The organism is Bradyrhizobium cedriense (genome assembly GCF_054602315.1).
In genome coordinates this window covers 294646-312239 of the sequence record NZ_JBTSWB010000001.1, presented here as the reverse complement: position 1 = coordinate 312239, position 17594 = coordinate 294646, and the positions used below count along the sequence as shown (strand labels likewise).

Sequence of the window (17594 nt, the reverse complement as noted above, 5' to 3'; positions counted from 1 at the left end):
GCATCGTGGCTTTGATTGCCGCGGCGTTCGGCCGCGATTTTAACGGAACGATGCGGAAGCGTTGCGATATGGTCGAATCAGCCTGATTCGCCACCTTTTCGAGCTCCGATCCCCGCGTGGCGAACGCGGCAATCAGTACCGTCACCGCGTTCAGATGGCTCCTTTGGCCCTGGCCACCTCGCCGCCGGGGCGGAAATTCGCAATCGCTCGATGCTTCCCGGCTTTCGCTTCCTGTTTGCCGCGATCCTGCTGTCAACCTCCATCCTGGTGTTCGGACTAGGGGCCGCCGCGCTGCTGCGGGCGACCCATCAGCAGTATGTCAGCAACCCCACCTGGCGGAACGGCCCGCCGGAGCAGGTGTTTGCGCAGAGCCCCGAGCCCGCTCAGCCGGTGCTCGCGGTGTTACGGGCGGAGCCGGAGATCGCCCCCGATCCCGCACCATCGCTGCGCGACCAGGTGCCGACCATCGGACTGCCTGTGAGCGAGCCCGAACAGGTTGCCGCGCCGACGAGCGAGGCTGACGCTCAGCCTGAGGTCGCTGAAGCCGCGCCTCCGGCCGCCGAGCCAGCCAAGGCCGAGACGACGGCGGAAGCCGAAGTGCCAGCGTCCAGCGACACGCTCACCGCCGCCGACACGCTCACCCCCGCCGACACCACGGCCTCGATCCCCGAGGCCCAGCCTGCCGCCAGCGAGCCGGCGACGGTTGAGCCCGGTACCGCCCAGGCATCCTCGCCAGTCGATGTCCGCTCCGCGAAGGTAGCCGCGCTGAACGAGCCTGCGACCACGGCCGTGAAGGACACGCCCGAGAAGGCCAAGGCCGAGAGCAACAAGGCGGACAGCAGCGTATCCGACAGCAAGGCGACGAAGCGCAAGGCGAAGGTGAAGAAGCGGCAGCGCGTGGTGCGACGTCCGCCGCCTCAGCAGTTGCAGCAGCCGCTTGATCCGTTTGGACAGCCGCAGCCGGCTTTCGCGACGACGACGACCGCGCGCACGCGGTGATGCTCCTTCTTCGCCTCTCCCAGCTTGCGGGGCGAGGGAGCAAACTTTCGCCGTGGCGCCGAGCCTACGCCGACCCGGTCGCAATCGGCGGGCCGCCGGCCTGGCCCCATTCCGACCACGAGCCATCATAGAGCGCGGTGTCGGTGATCCCCAGGCGATAGAGCGCGAGCGTCAGCACGCCGGCCGATACGCCCGAGCCGCAGCTCGTCACGATCGGTGCATCGAGCTTGACGCCGGCGCCGGTGAAGGCGGCGCGCAGGTCGTCCAGCGGCTTCATCTCGCCCGTCGCGGTATCGAACAGCAGATTGTAGGGCAGGTTGCGGGCGCCGGGGATGTGTCCGGAGCGGATGCCCGGACGCGGCTCCGGCGCGCGGCCCTCGAAACGCTCGGCGGCCCGCGCGTCGATCACCTGCTCTGCGCGGCTTTCGACGTTGGCGATCAGCTGCTGCATGCTGCGCACACGCTTTGGATCGTAGCTCGCCTCGAAGGTTGCAGGCTTCGGCTTCGCCTCACCGCTCTCGACGGGACGCCCCTCGGCGCGCCACTTCTTCAGGCCGCCATTGAGGATGCGCACATTGCCGTGGCCGTAGGACAGGAACATCCACCACGCGCGGGGCGCGGCGACCCAGCCGCCGGCATCGTAGAGAACGACGGTGTCGGCATTGGAGATGCCGAGATTGCCGACGTCGCGGCCGAACTGCTCGGCGCTCGGAAACATGTGGGGCAGCGGATTGGAATGATCGGACACGGCATCGACGTCGAAGAATACCGCGCCCGGCAGATGCGCGGCGAGATAGTCGTCCTTCGGCAACGGCAGGACGCCCGGCAGCTTGAAGCTGGCATCGAGGATCTTGACGTTGGCGTCGTCCATGTGAGCGGCGAGCCATTCGGTGGAGACGAGGGGATCGGTGGTCATCGGTGTTTCCTTGCGGTCATTCCGGGGCGCCCGGAGGACGAGCCCGGAATCCATCGGGCCGCGGGGTCGGTGGATGGATGGATTCCGGGTTCACGCTTCGCGTGCCCCGGAATGACGTAGGGAGAGAGTTAGCCCTTCTTCTTCGGCTCCCAAGCCTCCGTCGGCCCGCCGGCATCGCGCCAGGCAGCGTAGCCGCCTGCGATGTGGGCGACGGGTTTCAGGCCCATGTCCTGCGCGGTCTTGGCCGCGAGCGCGGAACGCAGGCCGCCGGCGCAGTGGAAGACGAACTTCTTGTCCTCCTGGAAGATCGGCTTGGCGTACGGGCTCTGCGGATCGATCCAGAATTCGAGCATGCCCCGGGTGCAGGCGAAAGCGCCGGGGATGCGGCCCTCGCGCTCGATCTCGCGGGGGTCGCGGATATCGACGATGACGACATCGCCGTTCTTGGAGATCTCGATGGCGTCCTTGGCGGTGAGCGTCTCGATCTCGGCATTGGCCTCGTCGATCAGTGCCTTGATGCCGCGGGTGATGGTCTGGGGCATATGGTTCTCCCTCGTTATTTCGTGGCTGTTGGTACGGCACTTACTCGCCGCATACTCGGTCTAGCCTCTCCCGCTTGCGGGGGAGGTCGCGGCGCGAAGCGACGCGGGTGGGGGCTCTCTCCTCTTCGGGAGCGCCGCCCGCGGCGATACCCCCTCCCCAACCCTCCCCCGCAAGCGGGAGAGGGAGCGCACTTCCGTTGCCGATCGCACCGGGCTGGTCATAAGCTAGTGCGTCAATTCCTTCATCGCACCTTCGAGCCCCTCGATGGTGATCGGGTACATGCGGCCCGCGAAGATGCGGCGGATGATGGTGGTCGATTCCGAATAATCCCAGTGCTTCTGCTGCACCGGGTTCAGCCACACCGCGTGCGGATAGGTGCGGATGATGCGATCGAGCCAGACCGAGCCCGGCTCCTCGTTGACGTGCTCGACCGAGCCGCCGGGCACCATGATCTCGTAAGGGCTCATCGAGGCGTCGCCGACGAACACGATTTTGTAGTCGTGCGGGTATTTGTGCAGCACGTCCCAGGTCGGCGTGCGGTCGGTGAAGCGGCGCTTGTTCTGCTTCCAGACGCCTTCATAGAGGCAGTTGTGGAAGTAGAAATACTCCATGTGCTTGAACTCGCTCTTCGCCGCCGAGAACAGCTCCTCGACCTGCTCGATATGCGCGTCCATGGAGCCGCCGATGTCGAAGAACACCAGCAGCTTCACCGCGTTGCGCCGCTCGGGGCGCATGTGCACGTCGAGATAGCCGTGATTGGCGGTCTCGCGGATCGTGGTGTCGAGATCGAGCTCGTCCGGCGCGCCGGTGCGCGCGAATTTGCGTAGGCGGCGCAACGCCACCTTGATGTTGCGGATGCCGAGCTCGACATTGCCGTCGAGATCCCGAAATTCGCGCTTGTCCCACACCTTCACGGCGCGGTTGTTGCGGTTCTTCTCCTGGCCGATGCGCACGCCTTCGGGATTGTAGCCATGCGCACCGAACGGTGAGGTGCCTGCGGTGCCGATCCACTTCGAGCCGCCCTGGTGCCGCCCCTTCTGCTCCTCGAGGCGCTTCTTCAAGGTCTCCATGAGCTTGTCCCAGCCCATGGCCTCGATCTGCTTCTTCTCTTCTTCCGTCAGGTATTTCTCGGCGAGCTTCTTCAGCCACTCCTCGGGGATCTCCGCCTTCTCCATGGCGTCGAGGAGGTTTTCCAGCCCCTTGAACACCGTGCCGAAGACGCGGTCGAACTTGTCGAGATTGCGCTCGTCCTTCACCAGCGAGGCGCGGGACAAATAATAGAAGTTCTCGACGGTGTAGTCCGCAAGGTCGGCGTCGAGCGCCTCCATCAGCGTGAGGTATTCGCGCAGCGTCACGGGGACCTGCGCGTCGCGCAGAGAGGTGAAGAATTGCAGGAACATGGGTGACAGATTGCCCGTCGGGTGGCGAACGTCAAGGGGCGCTCCACCTCGCCCCGCCGGGGAGAGGTGCAGCGAAATCGCGAGCGCGGGTGGACCCGACGCCTTTTTGCTCTAGAATTGTCCGCCTCACGGGGTTGTTTTGGGGACGTTTGAATGGGAATTCTCGCAGCGCTCATCATCGGCGCGATCGCAGGCTGGCTCGCGGGCAAGATTGTCCACGGGGCGGGATTTGGGCTGGTCGGCAACATCGTCGTCGGCATCATCGGCGCACTGGTTGCGAGCTGGGTGCTGCCCCAGCTGCACATCCAGCTCGCCACCGGCACGGTCGGCGCCATCGTGGACGCCACGATCGGCGCGGTGATTGTGCTGGTCATCCTTTCGCTGATAAAACGGGTCTGAAAGCCTGACCGAACCAGGAACGGCCGCCATGCGCGGCCGTTCGCTTGTCGTGACCGAGGCAACGAAATTGGCATTGCCTCACCACGACGACCAACAAGGACGCGCAATGAAATTTACCGGCACCAAGGACTATGTTGCGACCGACGATCTCAAGGTCGCCGTCAATGCCTCGATCGTGCTCGAACGCCCGCTCCTGGTGAAGGGCGAGCCCGGCACCGGCAAGACGGTGCTGGCGGAGGAAGTGGCGAAGGCGCTGAACGCGCCGTTGCTCACCTGGCACATCAAATCCACTACCAAGGCGCAGCAGGGCCTCTACGAATACGACGCGGTGTCGCGCCTGCGCGACAGCCAGCTCGGCGATGCCCGCGTGTCCGACATCAAGAACTACATCAAGCGCGGCAAGCTGTGGGAGGCCTTCACGGCCGAGCAGCGCCCGGTGCTGCTGATCGACGAGATCGACAAGGCCGACATCGAATTCCCCAACGACCTGCTGCTCGAGCTCGACCGCATGGAATTCCATGTCTACGAGACCGGCGAGACGATCAAGGCCAAGCAGCGCCCGATCATGATGATCACCTCCAACAACGAGAAGGAGCTGCCGGACGCGTTCCTGCGCCGCTGCTTCTTCCACTACATCAAGTTCCCCGACGCCGACACGATGGGCCGCATCGTCGACGTCCACTTCCCCGGCATCAAGAAGCGCCTCGTCGAGGAAGCGTTGCGCATCTTCTTCGAGGTGCGCGAGGTGCCCGGCCTGAAGAAGAAGCCGTCGACGTCGGAGCTGCTCGACTGGCTCAAGCTGCTGCTCAACGAAGACATGAGCGTCGAGCAACTGCGCGAACGCGACCCGCGCAAGCTGATCCCGCCGCTGCACGGCGCACTGCTCAAGAACGAGCAGGACGTGCATCTGTTCGAGCGGCTGGCGTTTCTGAGCCGACGGGAAGTGTAGGCTTCTCGTGTCCCGGACGCGCTGCAATGTGCCGCAGGGTGGGCAAAGGCGCCGTGCCCACCATTCGCTAACGACACGCGAGATGGTGGGCACGCTTCGCTTTGCCCACCCTACGATATCGAGTGTGACGCAAGCAGTCTCCCCGATCTCGTCATTGCGACGAGCATAGCGACGAAGCAATCCAGAACCCCTCCGCGGAAAGGCTCTGGATTGCTTCGCTGCGCTCGCAATGACCGAGTATGAGCCAGCAGCCTCGCTCTTCCAATTCGCATTTTGAATCGCAGACACGCCTTCGCAGCCTCGCAGCGTGTTTCGCCCGAGCTTTGCTTCAGTCTCGCTCCCTCTTCGATCAGAGGGTGCAGGGAAGGCCGGGTGCCGGCTGGCACCCACGGTCCGCTGTGCGAAAGCACACGCAGAAGAACTGCACAGCGGCATACAGGTGAAGCCCAACACACGGCCTTCCCTGCGCGATGGTCGGACGGCTTATGCCGTACTCTCCCGGGAGCCGAATTCCTTCTGGCCTCCCTCGCCCCGGCGAAAATCGCCGGCACCGCGCCGGTTGACGCAAATGCCGCATCCGCCAAGGCTTGACCGTAGCAACGACGGCCAGGACCACACGGTTTTGCCGTACGCACGGCCCGCTTGCTCGCCGCAGTTTTTCCAGCCTCGTCGACGGAGCCGGAAACTTGCTGGCGAGACGAACCTGACAGCGCCGTCCGTCTACACGAAGCCTTGGGCTCACGGAGAGCAATCCGCCCTGCCCTTGACCTCTCGTGCCGACGCTGCCGCGTCCACCGCAACCCGGCCCGCGTTTCGAACGACTCGCGAACCGCCCCTCTTCGTGGGGCCGGGATGTTTCGACGTATGCCGCAATTCCGAATTTCGGTAAAGTGGAATATTTTGGCGGAGAGGGGTTGACGGAGTGCCCGGGTGTTTTGCCCGACGGGACACGAACGAGCGGTCGTTCGGCGCCTCGAGCCCCAGACGGATCCGCCTTGCCGATATTGGCCGTCACGAGGCCTTGCGCTTGACCGCCTTGCGCAAGGTCTCATCGATCCGCGATTGCCAGCCCGGCCCAGTCGACTTGAAATGCTCGACAACCTCCGGGCTCAGGCGCAACGAGACGAGCTTCTTCGTCGGCGCCTTGTTCGGACCGCGCCCTTTCCGGATGGATGCGCCGAGATCAGGAAAGACTTCAGAGAACGGCCGCGCCTTGGCGAAATCCGCCCTTGTCAGCTGCGGGCTATCGCTCACCGCGCGCATGTCCTTTTTGGTATAGCCTGATTTCTTCTTAACGTTCGGCATAGAGTTTCCTTTCGCCACGGCTTGCCAGTCGCATGCTGATGACGCTGATGCCCTCGCGTCCCAACCGCGCGAAAACGACAACAATGACGCCATGGACGCTCACACCGATCGCGACCCAGCGTTTGCTCTTGTTGAGCGAGGGAACGACGAGCGCGTTGTCGAAGAATGTCTCATCGAGATCGGCGAAATCCAGCCCGTGCTTGTCGAGATTGGCGAGCCGCTTCGGTTCGTCCCAGACGATCTTCATCTACGATAATCTAGCTACAAGCTGACAAAAGGTCAATATTTTGTAGCTACAAATTGTAGCGCCGGCCCGCTCGATGCGCTTGGCGTAGCCCGCCCCTTTCATCTACGCATCGTAGCAGCAGCGGATTACGCGAACCGCCGCGCTTGCGTGGCCGCTCGCTATAACCCGCCCTAAGCAGCTCACGCCACCGCCGCATCCGGCACGCGCGCGGCTTCCATCGGCTGCTTGCCGCGGATCAGGTCCGAGGCACGATCCGCGATCATCATGGTGGAGGCATTGAGGTTCGCCGAGATCATGCGAGGCATCACGGAGGCGTCGATGACGCGGAGGCCTTCAAGGCCGTGGACGCGGAGCTGGTCGTCGACCACCGCCCACGTGCTGTCCGCCGGACCCATGCGGCAGGTGCAGCCGGGGTGGAAGGTGGTGGTACCGCGCTCGGTGGCGGCGTGCAGGAATTCGTCGTCGGTGTTGACGTTGGGGCCGGGGAAGTCCTCGTAGGCGTAGTAGGGCGCCAGCGGCGCGGACTTCAGCAAGCGCCGCGCGAGCTTCATGCCGCCGACGACGACGCGGCGGTCCAGCTCGGCGTCGAGATAGTTGGTCTGGATGATCGGCGGCGCAAACGGATCGTTCGAGCGGATGCGGACGTAGCCGCGGCTCTCGGGGCGCTGCTGCCAGGAGGCGACCGTCATGCCGGGCTCGTCCTCGAGCTGGCCCTGCACGCCCTCCTTGTAGCTCGCCGGCGTGAAGGTGAGCTGGAGATCGGAGCTCTCGGCGCTCTCTCCGGAATGCCAGAAGCAGTAGACCATGGTCGGCGACAGCGAGAGCAGGCCGCGCCGCGCTGTCGCCCATTTCAGCGCCTCGATCCAGAGCGAGAGGCCGCGGCGGAGCTCGTTGATGGTCTTGATGTCCTTGACGCGCGCCACCGTGCGCGGGGCGTAATGGTCCTGCAGGCCTTCGCCGACCGGGAGGGCATGACGGATGGCAATGCCGTGTTGCTGCAACAGATCGGGCGAGCCGACGCCGGAGAGCTGCAACAGCTGCGGCGAATTATAGGTGCCGCCGGACAGGATCACCTCCTTGTTGGCACGCACCTCGACAGGATGGCCGCCGCGGCCGCCCTTCATGTAGCGCACACCGACGGCGCGCTTGCCCTCGAAGATGATCTCGGTCGCGTGCGCATGGGTGTGCACATGCACGTTCGGCCGCTTCATCGCGGGCTTGAGGAACGCGGTCGAGGCGGAGACGCGCAGGCCGTTGTTGATGGTGCGCTGGCAGTAGGAGACACCTTCCTGGGTCTTGCCGTTGTAGTCGGGATTGCGGGGAATGCCGAGCGAGACCGCACCTTCCATGAAGGCTTCGCAGAGCGGATCGCGCCAGTCCATGGTGGTGACCGTGAGGCCGCCCTCGCGGCCACGATAGGTGTCCTCGCCCTCCCCGACGCGCTTCTCCAGCCGCCGGAAGTACGGCAGCACGTCGGCATAGCCCCAGCCGCGATTGCCCATCTGCGCCCAGGTGTCGAAATCCATGCGCTGGCCGCGGTTGTAGATGTGGCCGTTGATCGAGGACGAGCCGCCCAGCGTCTTGCCGCGCGGCGCGTAGATGCTGCGCCCGCCGGTCCAGGGCCCCGGCTCCTGCTGGTAGGCCCAGTTGATGCTCTTCATGTGGAAGGTCTTGATGAAGCCCGCCGGCAGATGGATGTAGGGATGCCAGTCGGACGGGCCTGCCTCCAGCACGCAGACGCTGGTGTCGGGGTCTTCGCTCAGCCGGCTGGCGAGCACGCAACCGGCGGAGCCCGCGCCGACGATGACATAATCGAATCTGTCCATGGTACCCTGCGTCCTTAGAACGAAGTTTGTACTGGTTGAACGGGTGCCGGCCACGAACTCCCTCCACCTCTCCCGCCTGCGCGGGAGGTCGGCGCGAAGCGCCGGGTGGGGGCTCTCTCCACATGGGAAGTCCCGCTGCGGAAACACCCCCTCCCCAACCCTCCCCCGCAAGCGGGAGAGGGAGCGCAGTTCGATCGCGGATAGACCGCACTCAGTATCATGCTTCCTCAGCGCGTCTTGTCGTCGAGTTGAAACTCGAGATGCGTCCGCACCGTCGGCCATTCGGCCGCAGTGATGCTGTAAACCACGGTGTCGCGCAGCGTGCCGTTGGGCGCGATCTGATGGCTGCGCAGAATGCCGTCCTGCTTGGCACCCAGGCGCTCGATGGCGCGGCGGCTCTGGTGATTGAAGAAATGCGTCCGGAACTCGACCGCGATGCAGTTCAGGGTTTCGAAGGCGTGCCGCAGCAGAAGGAGCTTGCACTGCGTGTTGAGCGCTCCGCGCTGCGCACTCTTTGCGTACCAGGTCGAGCCGATCTCGACGCGGCGGTTGGCGGCATCGATGTTCATGTAGGTGGTCATGCCGACGATCCTGCCGCCGGCGTCGAACACCGTGAACGGCAGCATCGAGCCCGCGGCCTGCAGGCCGAGGCGGCGGTCGATCTCCTTGCCCATGTTCTCCGGCAGCGGGATCGCAGTGTACCAGAGCTTCGACAGCTCGCCGTCCTTGACGGCCTCGACCAGACCGTCGCGGTGATCATGCGACAGCGGCTCGAGACGGGCGTGCTGTCCGCGCAGGGTGACGGGATCGGGCCAGGGCATTTGAGATACTCTCCGTTGTCATTGCGAGGAGCGAAGCGACGAAGCAATCCAGACTGCCACCGCGGACGCATTCCTGGATTGCTTCGCTTCGCTCGCAATGACGGTAACTAGCACCGTTTATTTGTTTAGGAAATTGAGCGGCAAACCGCCGCGCGGCCAGTCCATGGCGACCAGCTCGCCCTTGCCGGACAGGGTGATGTAGGCGGTCTTCAGCTCGGGGCCGCCGAAGGCGATGTTGGTGGTGACGCGGTCGCCGGTCGGGACCTGCTCGACCAGGGTCCCGTCGGGCGCGATCACCGAGATGCAGCCGGAGACGAGGGTGGCGACGCAGACATTGCCGCCTCCCTCCACCGCGAGCGAGTCGAACATCTGGTAGCCGCCGAGGCCGCAGATCGGCTTTCCCCGCTCGCCGCGGTAGATCACGTCGCGCGGCTTGAGCGTGCCCGGCGCGGAGAGCTCATAGGCCCAGAGCCGGCCCGTCGGCGTCTCCGCGATGTAGACGGTGTTCTCGTCCGGCGACAGCCCGATGCCGTTGGCCGGCAGGATGCCGTGCACGACCTCCACGATCTCGCTCATGCCGGGCTTGAGGTAATACATGCCGCCGACGTCCATCTCGCGCGCGCGGCGCTTGCCGAGATCGGAGAACCAGAGGCCGCCGTGCCTGTCGAAGACGAGGTCGTTCGGCCCTCGCAGGTCGTGCGCGCCGCATTTGCTCACGACGGTTTCGACCTTGCCGGATTGCAGATCGACGCGCTGGATCGAGCCGCCCTGATAATCGTCGGGCTGCGGGCCCGGCATGATCATGTTGCGGGTCGGGATCCAGGAGAAGCCGCCATTGTTGCAGATGTACATCTTGCCGTCGGGACCGAGCGCGGCGCCGTTCGGGCCGCCCGGAATCTTCGCGACAATCTCCTTGCGGCCGTCCGGGTAGACGCGGGTCAGACGCTGGCCCCGGATCTCGACCAGGACCACCGAACCATCCGGCATCACGACCGGCCCTTCGGGAAATTCGAGGTCGGTGGCGAGAACGCGGATGTTGGACATGGTATCGGACATGGGACCCTCCCGGCTGCTTGTTATGACTTGCACGGGATGTCCGGCACGGGCCCCGCAGGCAAGATTTGCCTGCGGTTATGACAAAGTCGCCAAGCCTTGCCAAGCAAGCGGGACGGTATGCCAGCGTTGCGCTGCAAAGCGCGATGTGGGTCATCGCGCCTTGCGTCATCGTTCGAGCATGATGCTTCAGGATTCCCGCACCGGCAGACAGATCTCGAAGCCGCCATTGCCGGTTGCTGGGTCGAACGTCTCGCCGTAGCGTTCGAAGTTCGGTGCGTCCGCGGCTTTGAGACCGGAGGCCGGCAACCACTGATTCCAGATCGTGTTGACGGTGCGCCTGATCGAGGCGACGTGCCCGGCATGTGTGAACACCGCGTAGCGCTGCTCGGGAATGCGGACGCGGCTGAACCGACGCGGCAGGTCGGAGAAATCGGTGACTTCGACGCCCGCAATGTAGTCGAAATTACCTGCGTCATCGCCGTTGCAGCAGACGCCGTAAGCGACTTGATCTTTTCCTTGGCCGACGCGTGCGGGAATGTCGGCGGTCTCATGATGGAAGCGTTGCCAAAGACCGGGGATCATGGCGCCGTTGTCGCAGGAGATGCGCTCGCCGCGACCGGCGACGAGGAAGGCCTTTGCCATTTCGAAACGCGGCGGGGCAAGATGGTCGAGCATGGTGGAGTCCATGAGGATCGGCTCCTGAAGCTTAAGATGGTTTACGCACGTTGCCGCCCGCACCGCTTCGGGCGTGGTGCCGAACTGGTCGCGGAACGCGCGGGTGAAGGCTTCGTGCGAGCCGTAGTCGGCCTCCAGCGCCAGGGACAGGATGTCGGGTGCGCCCTTCGCCAGGTTGCGCGCCGCCTCCGTCAGCCGCCGCGCACGCGCGTAACGCATCACGGGAAGACCGGTGGCTGCGGCAAACGCGCGCACGATGTGGAACCGCGACACGCCGGAAATTGCCGCGATCTCGTCGAGCGTCATCGGCTCGGCCAGATGGCTCTCGATGTACCAGAGCGCGCGCTGGGCTGGGTTCACGGCGGTTCAGGCTCTCGTTCGAAGCGCGGCGATGATGCGCCGGTCTCTGCCGCTCCGCTTGATCGGCATTGCTGTCCTTCGCACGAGGATAGCCCGGCAAAGGCCACTGGCAACGCCCGGCTGTTCATGGCTACACTCGGTGAAACCGCTCACGAGAAAGAGGAACCGCGTCATGGAAATCACCGATGTGCGGGCGCACCATATCCGCATTCCCTATGACGCCGGCGTCGCCAGCTTTCGGCAGGGCGCTTCGGCGATCTCCGCGCTCGACATGGTGCTGGTCGAGGTCACGACCGATTCCGGGCTGACCGGCTGGGGCGATGCCTTCGCCTATGTCTGCCCGCGCACCACACGGACCGCCGTCGAGGAGATGATCGCACCTCAGGCCCGCGGGCTGAAGGTGCCCGATGCAGCCGGCATCCCTGGGGCCATGGAGCAGATCCAGCGCAATCTGCATCTGTTCGGCCGCTACGGCATCACCATGTTCGCGATCTCCGGTCTCGACATCGCATTGTGGGACCTGGCTGCGAAGGTGGAAGGCGTGCCGCTGCATCGCTTGCTCGGCGAGACCAGGCGCACGGCCATTCCGGCCTACGCGAGCCTCCTGCGGATCGGCTCGCCCGGCAACATCGCCGAGGAATGCAGGAAGGCGCTCGCGCTCGGCTATGGCGCGATCAAGCTGCACGAGACCACGGCGCCGGCGGTATTCGCCGCGCGCGAGGCGATCGGGCCGGCCATTCCGCTGATGGTCGACATGAACTGTCCCCTGACCGGCGAGCAGGCGATCGCCTTCGCGAAGACATGCCGGGACGCGCAGCCGCTGTTCCTGGAGGAGCCGGTCTGGCCGCCGGAAGACTTGGCCGCGCTTGCCGATGTCCGCAGCAAGGGCGGGCTCGGCATTGCCGCCGGCGAGAATGCCTGCACGGAATATCAATTCCGCCAGATGATGGATGCGGGCGCCGTCAGCCACGCCCAGCCCTCGGTCATCAAGGTCGGCGGCATCACGGAGTTCCTGAAGGTCGCGGCGCTGGCGGATCGGCACGGCATCAAGATCGTGCCGCACTCTCCTTATTTCGGCCCTGGCCTGCTGGCGACGCTGCACCTGCTCGCGACGCGCGAGGACGGGCTGGTCGAAATATTCTACCTGAAGCGCGAGGCCTGCCTCTGGGGCGGCCGCGCCGATGTCGATGCCACCGGCCATGTCGCGCTGCCCTCAGGCCCCGGGCTCGGTTATGAGCCCGATCGCGGCGTGATGGAGCGCTATCGCGTCGCGTGATCGGCGCGCTTATTTCGCGGCGTCCTTCGCCGACGGCGCGTCCTGCTTCTTCTTCAGATCCTCGGCGGTCCTGGCCTGTGCGGCCTGGAGGTCGCCAAGCGTCTTCTGCAAGCCGGCGAGGCTCGTCTTCAACGCGTCGATCTGGCGATTGGCGGCATCCAGCTTCTGCTGATGATCGAGGGCGAGCTTGGCGATCGTCTTCTGCAGGAAATCGACATTGCTCTGGAGACAGCTGGTGCGCCGCTCCATGGTCTTCTCGACGGTGCAGATCTCGATGCCGGGCACGTCCTGCGCGTGCACCGCCAGAGGCGCCAGCGCTGCGAGCAGCAACATCGCGAAACAAATGCCGGCGTTTCGAAGCAGCATGCAGGTTCCTCGTCCAATCGATCACGGCAATGTGCGCTGTTTGCACGCCGTTGCGGAAGGCTACCACACTCGTACCGCATTCTCGCGTTGAGCTTGCGCCTGTTCCCTTGGACGGGGAACGATGATCGGCACGCGGTGAGAAGTGGGCGTTCTTTCCGCGGCTTTGTTTAGGGGAGATTTTTGGAATGGCAACGCGCGATAGACGTTTGGCGGAATTCGACGGCGCCGGAGAACCACCGCCGGGCCTGCCACTCGAAGTGCTATGCGAGGACCACAGCGGAACGTATCAGCTGCCGTTCGCCTGCCGCTATGTCGAGGGACGTTGGCAGAACCACGAGGCCGGCATTGCGGTCGAAGCAACCGTCATCGGCTGGCGCCTGCCGCGCATGAAGCAGCGCGGGGCCGCCTGAAGGCCGTCTCTGTCTCAAAATGCGACGGGGCCGCGCCCCGCTTTAACCTTCGGAACGCGGCCCGAACGAATCACGTCCGAATCAGCCGAAAGGCCGCGTACGCACCTGTTCACGGCTAGATGTCGGAGCGTCTCTGCGAGTGCGTACAATATCTGCGCGGCGCGCCCGACAACCCGACCTGTTTCCGGCGCCCAAAGGTTAATGGTGGCAAAGGCCTAGTCGTGAGGCCGCCGCGGGAGGACCCCCGCCCTCGAAACAGGCAGGGGAGCGCTGCACCTGCCTAATATTCGACCTCGAGTTCCTCGATCTCGGCCGGCTCCTCCTTCGCCGCCGCGATCCATTCCTGCATCTCGGGCATGGCCATGACGGTGTCGGCATAGGCCTTCAGCGGCGCTGCGAGCTTGACGTCGTAGGTCACGAACCGCGTCACCACCGGAGCGTACATCGCATCCGCCATGGTGCGCTGCGCGCCGAACAGGAAGGGGCCGCCCGATTTCTCCAGGCAGTCCTGCCAGATGGACCAGACGCGGTCGATGTCGGCCTGCGCTCGCGACCAGATCTTGAAGCCGGGAAAGTGTCCCTTCAGGTTGACCGGCAGCGAGGCGCGCAGCGTGGTGAAGCCCGAATGGATTTCGCCTGAGATCGAGCGGCAATGTGCGCGCTGGACGCGGTCGGCCGGCAACAGGCCGGCGTTCGGCATCACCTCGTTGAGATATTCGCCGATCGCCAGCGTGTCCCAGACCACAGCGCCCTCGTGCCGCAGGCACGGCACCAGGATCGACGACGACAGCAAGAGGATTTCGGCGCGCGCGGACGGATCGTCCGGCGCGGTCACGATCTCCTCGAAATCGAGCCCGGAGAATTTCGTCAGCAGCCAGCCACGCAGCGACCAGGACGAGTAGTTCTTGCTGCTGATGGTCAGTGTCGCCTTCGCCATATGGCCCTTCCCTGGTCCCGACATCAGCCCGGACGTGCCCGCGGCCTGTGCTTCCATCGGTTTGAGCAGCAAGCGACGTGCCAATTTTGCGACCGGCCGATCGCCGTCTGGCGTCCTTATTGCATAGCAACACGGGACGGGATGGGCGTTTCAGCATGATGTCGATGTTTTATCAGGCCTTTCAAAACCACATGGACCTGACGGCGCCATGGCGCGCGGGGGCTTCGTCCGCGCTCAAATTCCTCAATCTGGTGCCTCAGGGCATGTCGGATCAGGTCGTCGGCCGGCTGTCGGCCGCGCTGGAGCTGATCTCGCGCTCCACCCTCACCTACGCCCGACCTGCCTACGGCATCGACAGCGTCATGGTGGGCAACCGCGAAATCGCCGTCACCGAGGAGGTCGCCTACGCGACGCCGTTCGGCTCGTTGCTGCACTTCAAGAAAGAGGGCGTCGGCGAGCAGCCGCGCATGCTGCTGGTGGCACCGATGTCCGGCCATTTCGCCACGCTCCTGCGCGGCACCGTGAAGACGCTGCTCCAGGACCACGACGTCTACATCACCGACTGGCACAATCCACGTGACATTCCGCGCAGCGAGGGCCGCTTCGGGCTCGACGACTACACCGAGCACCTGATCGACTTCCTCGGACAACTGGGTCCGCGCCCGCACATGGTGGCGATCTGCCAGCCGTCCGTCTCGGCGCTCGCGGCCGCCGCGATCATGTGCGAGGACAACCATCCCTCGCGCCCGGCGACGCTGACGCTGATGGCCGGCCCGATCGACACGCGGATCCAGCCGACCAGGGTCAACGAATTCGCCAAGAGCAAGCCAATCGAATGGTTCGAGCAGAACCTGATCAACTACGTGCCGGTGCAGTGCCGCGGCGCCTTGCGCAAAGTCTATCCCGGGTTCGTGCAGCTCACCGCCTTCGTCTCGATGAACCTCGAACGCCACATCAAGCAGCACATGGACCTCGCGAACCACATCGCCAAGGGCGAGAAGGAGAAGGCCGCGACGATCAAGACGTTCTACGACGAATATTTCGCGGTGATGGATCTTCCCGCGGAATTCTACATCGAGACCGTGCGCGACGTGTTCCAGGAGCACCTCCTGCCGCAGGGCAGACTGATGCATCGCGGCCGCCCGGTGAACACCAAGGCCGTCAGCCGCATGGGGCTCATGACGGTCGAGGGCGAGAAGGACGACATCTGCTCGATCGGCCAGACCCTCGCCGCTCAAGACCTCTGCACGGGCGTGCGCGCCTATCGCCGCGTCCACCACATGCAGGCCGGCGTCGGCCATTACGGCGTGTTCTCGGGCAAGCGCTGGAACAACGAGATCTATCCGCTGCTGCGCGATTTCGTCCACGTCAATTCGTGAGCGGATTCGCGCAATAGCAAGGTCAGTCCTTCGACAATTCAGCTCATTCTTCGCCGCAGCGTTGCCGATGGCGTCTCGCCGAATTTGTCGCGATAGGCGCCGGCCATGCGGCCGAGATGGGTGAAGCCGAGATCGAAAGCGATCTCGGTGACGGAGACATCGGGCGCCGCCTGCGCGAGGCGCGCGTGCAGGCCAGCAAGGCGCATGTCGAGCAGCATCTGCGAGATCGAGACGCCGAAGTGACGGCGGAAGCCGAGCTGGAGCGCGCGGATGCCGATGCCGGATGCGCGGGCGAGCTGCGCAAGGTCGAGCGGCTCGCCCGCATTGTCCGCCAGATGGTTGCGCGCGGTGCGGAGCGCGCGCGGCAGGCGCTCGGCGCTGCCTGAGAACGTCCGGATCGCATCCGACAGGCCATGCCGCTGGCCATTGAGGAGGCGATCGAGCAAGGTCTCGCGCCAATCGGCCGCCGCGACCGGTGACAGCCTGCCGGACGGCCCGAGACGCTCGGCAAGCCGCATCAGCTCGGCAAGGCTGGCCTGCAAGGCCCGCCCGCACGGCGCATCCAGATCGATCGCCGGATCGAACTCGACGGTGCCCGCCGCCCTGCCCGACAGCGCCGCGGCGCGCTGCTCGACCATGCGGCGATCGAGCAGCAGGATCGCCTGCGCGCAGTCAGCCCACATCATCCGGGTCGGAAGCGTCGGCGACAGCAGCGATGCCGTGCGATCCGGCGCAGCATCGAGCTCGCTGATGCCGGCGCGGATACGGGCGCTGCCCGTGAGCGGGACCTGCACCAGGAAAAAGCGATCGAGGCAGCCGGGATCGATACTGACCGATCCGCCATAGGCGACGTAGTTGATCGAAAAGCCCTCGAACGCCGCGCAATTGTGCCGGGCGGAGAAGCCGGCCGCCCGCGCCTGCGCCGGCTTGAGATCGTGCGGGCAGAAGATGCGGCCGATCTGCTCGGCCGCTTCATCGACGTCATCCGTGGTGACGCGGGCGAAGTCCGCGAGCCGTTCGGCTGCAGAGGCTCTTGCGCTCATTTCCAGCTCGGCTGCGGACATCGACGACCATGCTTCGCGCCCGGGAATTACTTTAAGCCTATAATAGTTCCCGCCGGGCGAAAAGGGCTGCGTCCGACTAATCGTCATGTTGCATGGCAACAGCCGTGTCGGGATTCGTTTAGCGGATAGACAGGCGACCCTTGGCTGGCCGATGCTTCGTCCCGCCGGAATCCATCAGGAGGCGAGCATGACTGCACTCGAAAAGGGCATTACTGCGAACGGCACAGGCTATGGCGGCAAGAGCTGGAACATCCTGGGCCAGGTCTATTTCCCCAAGGCGGTCACGGACTCCACCTTCGCGTTCGAGACCAACAGCGATCCCGGCCAGTTCGTGCCGGTGCACATCCATCCGACCCAGGACGAATTCATCCTGGTGCAGGAGGGCACGCTCGACCTCAAGCTCGACGGCCAATGGGTCAAGGCCCATGCCGGCGACCTCGTGCGCATGCCGCGCGGGATTCCGCACGGCTATTTCAACAAATCCGACAAGCCTTGCCGCGCGCTGTTCTGGGTCTCACCGATGCAGAAGCTGGAGGCGCTGTTCGAACAGCTCCACAATCTGACCGACCCTGCCGAGGTCGTGCGCATCTCGGCGCTGCACGAGGTCGACTTCCTGCCGCCCGAGGCCAACGACTAGGCGATCCGCCTTCTCGTCCTTTTCCATCT

General features: G+C 64.9%; 19 protein-coding genes. 7 read left to right on the top strand and 12 right to left on the bottom strand.

All coding sequences use genetic code 11. From position 1 onward, the window contains the following. The first annotated feature begins 210 nt into the window (after nucleotides 1-210). A complete protein-coding gene (locus ACYCVF_RS01505; protein ID WP_459596785.1) occupies nucleotides 211-999 on the top strand; it encodes a hypothetical protein in 789 nt (262 codons plus the stop codon). A gap of 64 nt (nucleotides 1000-1063) precedes the next feature. On the opposite strand, the gene sseA is transcribed toward ACYCVF_RS01505, so the two are convergent. From sseA to ACYCVF_RS01490, 3 genes are all read right to left on the bottom strand, one after another. Continuing rightward, nucleotides 1064-1915, bottom strand: a complete 852-nt coding sequence (gene sseA, locus ACYCVF_RS01500; RefSeq protein ID WP_459596784.1) for a 3-mercaptopyruvate sulfurtransferase — start codon at nucleotides 1913-1915, stop codon at nucleotides 1064-1066. Nucleotides 1916-2043: 128 nt separating this feature from the next. Next, nucleotides 2044-2457: a rhodanese-like domain-containing protein gene (locus tag ACYCVF_RS01495; RefSeq protein ID WP_459596783.1), complete on the bottom strand. Its 414-nt coding sequence runs from the start codon at nucleotides 2455-2457 to the stop codon at nucleotides 2044-2046. A 225-nt stretch (nucleotides 2458-2682) separates the two neighbouring features. Continuing rightward, the gene (locus ACYCVF_RS01490) at nucleotides 2683-3858 is read right to left on the bottom strand and encodes a vWA domain-containing protein (protein WP_459596782.1); all 1176 of its coding nucleotides are present in this window, start codon (nucleotides 3856-3858) and stop codon (nucleotides 2683-2685) included. A gap of 153 nt (nucleotides 3859-4011) precedes the next feature. Between ACYCVF_RS01490 and ACYCVF_RS01485 the strand changes: the two genes are divergently transcribed. Continuing rightward, nucleotides 4012-4257, top strand: coding sequence for a GlsB/YeaQ/YmgE family stress response membrane protein (locus ACYCVF_RS01485; protein WP_370134447.1), 246 nt, complete (start codon nucleotides 4012-4014; stop codon nucleotides 4255-4257). A gap of 106 nt (nucleotides 4258-4363) precedes the next feature. After that, the gene (locus ACYCVF_RS01480; RefSeq protein ID WP_018641030.1) at nucleotides 4364-5206 is read left to right on the top strand and encodes an AAA family ATPase; all 843 of its coding nucleotides are present in this window, start codon (nucleotides 4364-4366) and stop codon (nucleotides 5204-5206) included. Nucleotides 5207-6217: 1011 nt separating this feature from the next. Here ACYCVF_RS01480 and ACYCVF_RS01475 read toward each other — a convergent pair. From ACYCVF_RS01475 to ACYCVF_RS01450, 6 genes are all read right to left on the bottom strand, one after another. Next, nucleotides 6218-6511, bottom strand: a complete 294-nt coding sequence (locus ACYCVF_RS01475; RefSeq protein WP_459596781.1) for a BrnA antitoxin family protein — start codon at nucleotides 6509-6511, stop codon at nucleotides 6218-6220. Continuing rightward, complete coding sequence (locus ACYCVF_RS01470) at nucleotides 6498-6758, bottom strand: BrnT family toxin (RefSeq protein ID WP_459596780.1); 261 nt, start codon at nucleotides 6756-6758, stop codon at nucleotides 6498-6500. The genes ACYCVF_RS01475 and ACYCVF_RS01470 overlap by 14 nt, the downstream gene beginning before the upstream one ends. A 179-nt stretch (nucleotides 6759-6937) precedes the next feature. After that, a complete protein-coding gene (locus tag ACYCVF_RS01465; RefSeq protein ID WP_459596779.1) occupies nucleotides 6938-8584 on the bottom strand; it encodes a GMC family oxidoreductase in 1647 nt (548 codons plus the stop codon). A gap of 227 nt (nucleotides 8585-8811) precedes the next feature. Beyond that, nucleotides 8812-9405: a GNAT family N-acetyltransferase gene (locus ACYCVF_RS01460; protein WP_459596778.1), complete on the bottom strand. Its 594-nt coding sequence runs from the start codon at nucleotides 9403-9405 to the stop codon at nucleotides 8812-8814. Nucleotides 9406-9522: 117 nt separating this feature from the next. After that, nucleotides 9523-10449 carry an SMP-30/gluconolactonase/LRE family protein gene (locus tag ACYCVF_RS01455; RefSeq protein WP_459606499.1) on the bottom strand — a complete coding sequence of 309 codons (927 nt, stop codon included), beginning with the start codon at nucleotides 10447-10449 and terminating at the stop codon, nucleotides 9523-9525. Nucleotides 10450-10647: 198 nt separating this feature from the next. Further along, nucleotides 10648-11496: a GyrI-like domain-containing protein gene (locus ACYCVF_RS01450; RefSeq protein ID WP_459596777.1), complete on the bottom strand. Its 849-nt coding sequence runs from the start codon at nucleotides 11494-11496 to the stop codon at nucleotides 10648-10650. Between the two features lie 172 nt (nucleotides 11497-11668). Here ACYCVF_RS01450 and ACYCVF_RS01445 point away from each other — a divergent pair, with 172 nt between their 5' ends. Then, a complete protein-coding gene (locus ACYCVF_RS01445; protein ID WP_459596776.1) occupies nucleotides 11669-12772 on the top strand; it encodes a mandelate racemase/muconate lactonizing enzyme family protein in 1104 nt (367 codons plus the stop codon). A gap of 9 nt (nucleotides 12773-12781) precedes the next feature. Here the strand turns inward: ACYCVF_RS01445 and ACYCVF_RS01440 are convergent, their stop codons facing one another. After that, nucleotides 12782-13138, bottom strand: a complete 357-nt coding sequence (locus tag ACYCVF_RS01440; protein ID WP_459596775.1) for a hypothetical protein — start codon at nucleotides 13136-13138, stop codon at nucleotides 12782-12784. A 185-nt stretch (nucleotides 13139-13323) separates the two neighbouring features. Between ACYCVF_RS01440 and ACYCVF_RS01435 the strand changes: the two genes are divergently transcribed. Further along, nucleotides 13324-13548 carry a hypothetical protein gene (locus ACYCVF_RS01435; RefSeq protein ID WP_459596774.1) on the top strand — a complete coding sequence of 75 codons (225 nt, stop codon included), beginning with the start codon at nucleotides 13324-13326 and terminating at the stop codon, nucleotides 13546-13548. Nucleotides 13549-13828: 280 nt separating this feature from the next. Here the strand turns inward: ACYCVF_RS01435 and ACYCVF_RS01430 are convergent, their stop codons facing one another. Continuing rightward, nucleotides 13829-14485 (bottom strand): glutathione S-transferase family protein, encoded by a 657-nt coding sequence (locus tag ACYCVF_RS01430; protein WP_459597947.1) that lies wholly within the window; start codon nucleotides 14483-14485, stop codon nucleotides 13829-13831. A gap of 155 nt (nucleotides 14486-14640) precedes the next feature. Between ACYCVF_RS01430 and ACYCVF_RS01425 the strand changes: the two genes are divergently transcribed. After that, nucleotides 14641-15864, top strand: a complete 1224-nt coding sequence (locus ACYCVF_RS01425) for a polyhydroxyalkanoate depolymerase (protein WP_459596773.1) — start codon at nucleotides 14641-14643, stop codon at nucleotides 15862-15864. A 38-nt stretch (nucleotides 15865-15902) separates the two neighbouring features. Here the strand turns inward: ACYCVF_RS01425 and ACYCVF_RS01420 are convergent, their stop codons facing one another. Further along, entirely contained in the window at nucleotides 15903-16928 is a 1026-nt protein-coding gene (locus tag ACYCVF_RS01420; protein WP_459596772.1) for an AraC family transcriptional regulator, read from the bottom strand. Between the two features lie 187 nt (nucleotides 16929-17115). On the opposite strand from ACYCVF_RS01420, the gene ACYCVF_RS01415 reads away from it, so the two are divergent. After that, entirely contained in the window at nucleotides 17116-17565 is a 450-nt protein-coding gene (locus ACYCVF_RS01415) for a cupin domain-containing protein (RefSeq protein ID WP_061027189.1), read from the top strand. Nucleotides 17566-17594: the final 29 nt, after the last annotated feature.

What these genes read in the sequence shown, in the direction of transcription:
- ACYCVF_RS01505 (WP_459596785.1), top strand. Translation starts at nt 211, where the DNA reads ATGCTTCCCGGCTTTCGCTTCCTGTTTGCCGCGATCCTGCTGTCAACC.
- sseA (WP_459596784.1), bottom strand. Translation starts at nt 1,915, where the DNA reads ATGACCACCGATCCCCTCGTCTCCACCGAATGGCTCGCCGCTCACATG.
- ACYCVF_RS01495 (WP_459596783.1), bottom strand. Translation starts at nt 2,457, where the DNA reads ATGCCCCAGACCATCACCCGCGGCATCAAGGCACTGATCGACGAGGCC.
- ACYCVF_RS01490 (WP_459596782.1), bottom strand. Translation starts at nt 3,858, where the DNA reads ATGTTCCTGCAATTCTTCACCTCTCTGCGCGACGCGCAGGTCCCCGTG.
- ACYCVF_RS01485 (WP_370134447.1), top strand. Translation starts at nt 4,012, where the DNA reads ATGGGAATTCTCGCAGCGCTCATCATCGGCGCGATCGCAGGCTGGCTC.
- ACYCVF_RS01480 (WP_018641030.1), top strand. Translation starts at nt 4,364, where the DNA reads ATGAAATTTACCGGCACCAAGGACTATGTTGCGACCGACGATCTCAAG.
- ACYCVF_RS01475 (WP_459596781.1), bottom strand. Translation starts at nt 6,511, where the DNA reads ATGCCGAACGTTAAGAAGAAATCAGGCTATACCAAAAAGGACATGCGC.
- ACYCVF_RS01470 (WP_459596780.1), bottom strand. Translation starts at nt 6,758, where the DNA reads ATGAAGATCGTCTGGGACGAACCGAAGCGGCTCGCCAATCTCGACAAG.
- ACYCVF_RS01465 (WP_459596779.1), bottom strand. Translation starts at nt 8,584, where the DNA reads ATGGACAGATTCGATTATGTCATCGTCGGCGCGGGCTCCGCCGGTTGC.
- ACYCVF_RS01460 (WP_459596778.1), bottom strand. Translation starts at nt 9,405, where the DNA reads ATGCCCTGGCCCGATCCCGTCACCCTGCGCGGACAGCACGCCCGTCTC.
- ACYCVF_RS01455 (WP_459606499.1), bottom strand. Translation starts at nt 10,449, where the DNA reads ATGTCCAACATCCGCGTTCTCGCCACCGACCTCGAATTTCCCGAAGGG.
- ACYCVF_RS01445 (WP_459596776.1), top strand. Translation starts at nt 11,669, where the DNA reads ATGGAAATCACCGATGTGCGGGCGCACCATATCCGCATTCCCTATGAC.
- ACYCVF_RS01440 (WP_459596775.1), bottom strand. Translation starts at nt 13,138, where the DNA reads ATGCTGCTTCGAAACGCCGGCATTTGTTTCGCGATGTTGCTGCTCGCA.
- ACYCVF_RS01435 (WP_459596774.1), top strand. Translation starts at nt 13,324, where the DNA reads ATGGCAACGCGCGATAGACGTTTGGCGGAATTCGACGGCGCCGGAGAA.
- ACYCVF_RS01430 (WP_459597947.1), bottom strand. Translation starts at nt 14,485, where the DNA reads ATGGCGAAGGCGACACTGACCATCAGCAGCAAGAACTACTCGTCCTGG.
- ACYCVF_RS01425 (WP_459596773.1), top strand. Translation starts at nt 14,641, where the DNA reads ATGATGTCGATGTTTTATCAGGCCTTTCAAAACCACATGGACCTGACG.
- ACYCVF_RS01420 (WP_459596772.1), bottom strand. Translation starts at nt 16,928, where the DNA reads ATGTCCGCAGCCGAGCTGGAAATGAGCGCAAGAGCCTCTGCAGCCGAA.
- ACYCVF_RS01415 (WP_061027189.1), top strand. Translation starts at nt 17,116, where the DNA reads ATGACTGCACTCGAAAAGGGCATTACTGCGAACGGCACAGGCTATGGC.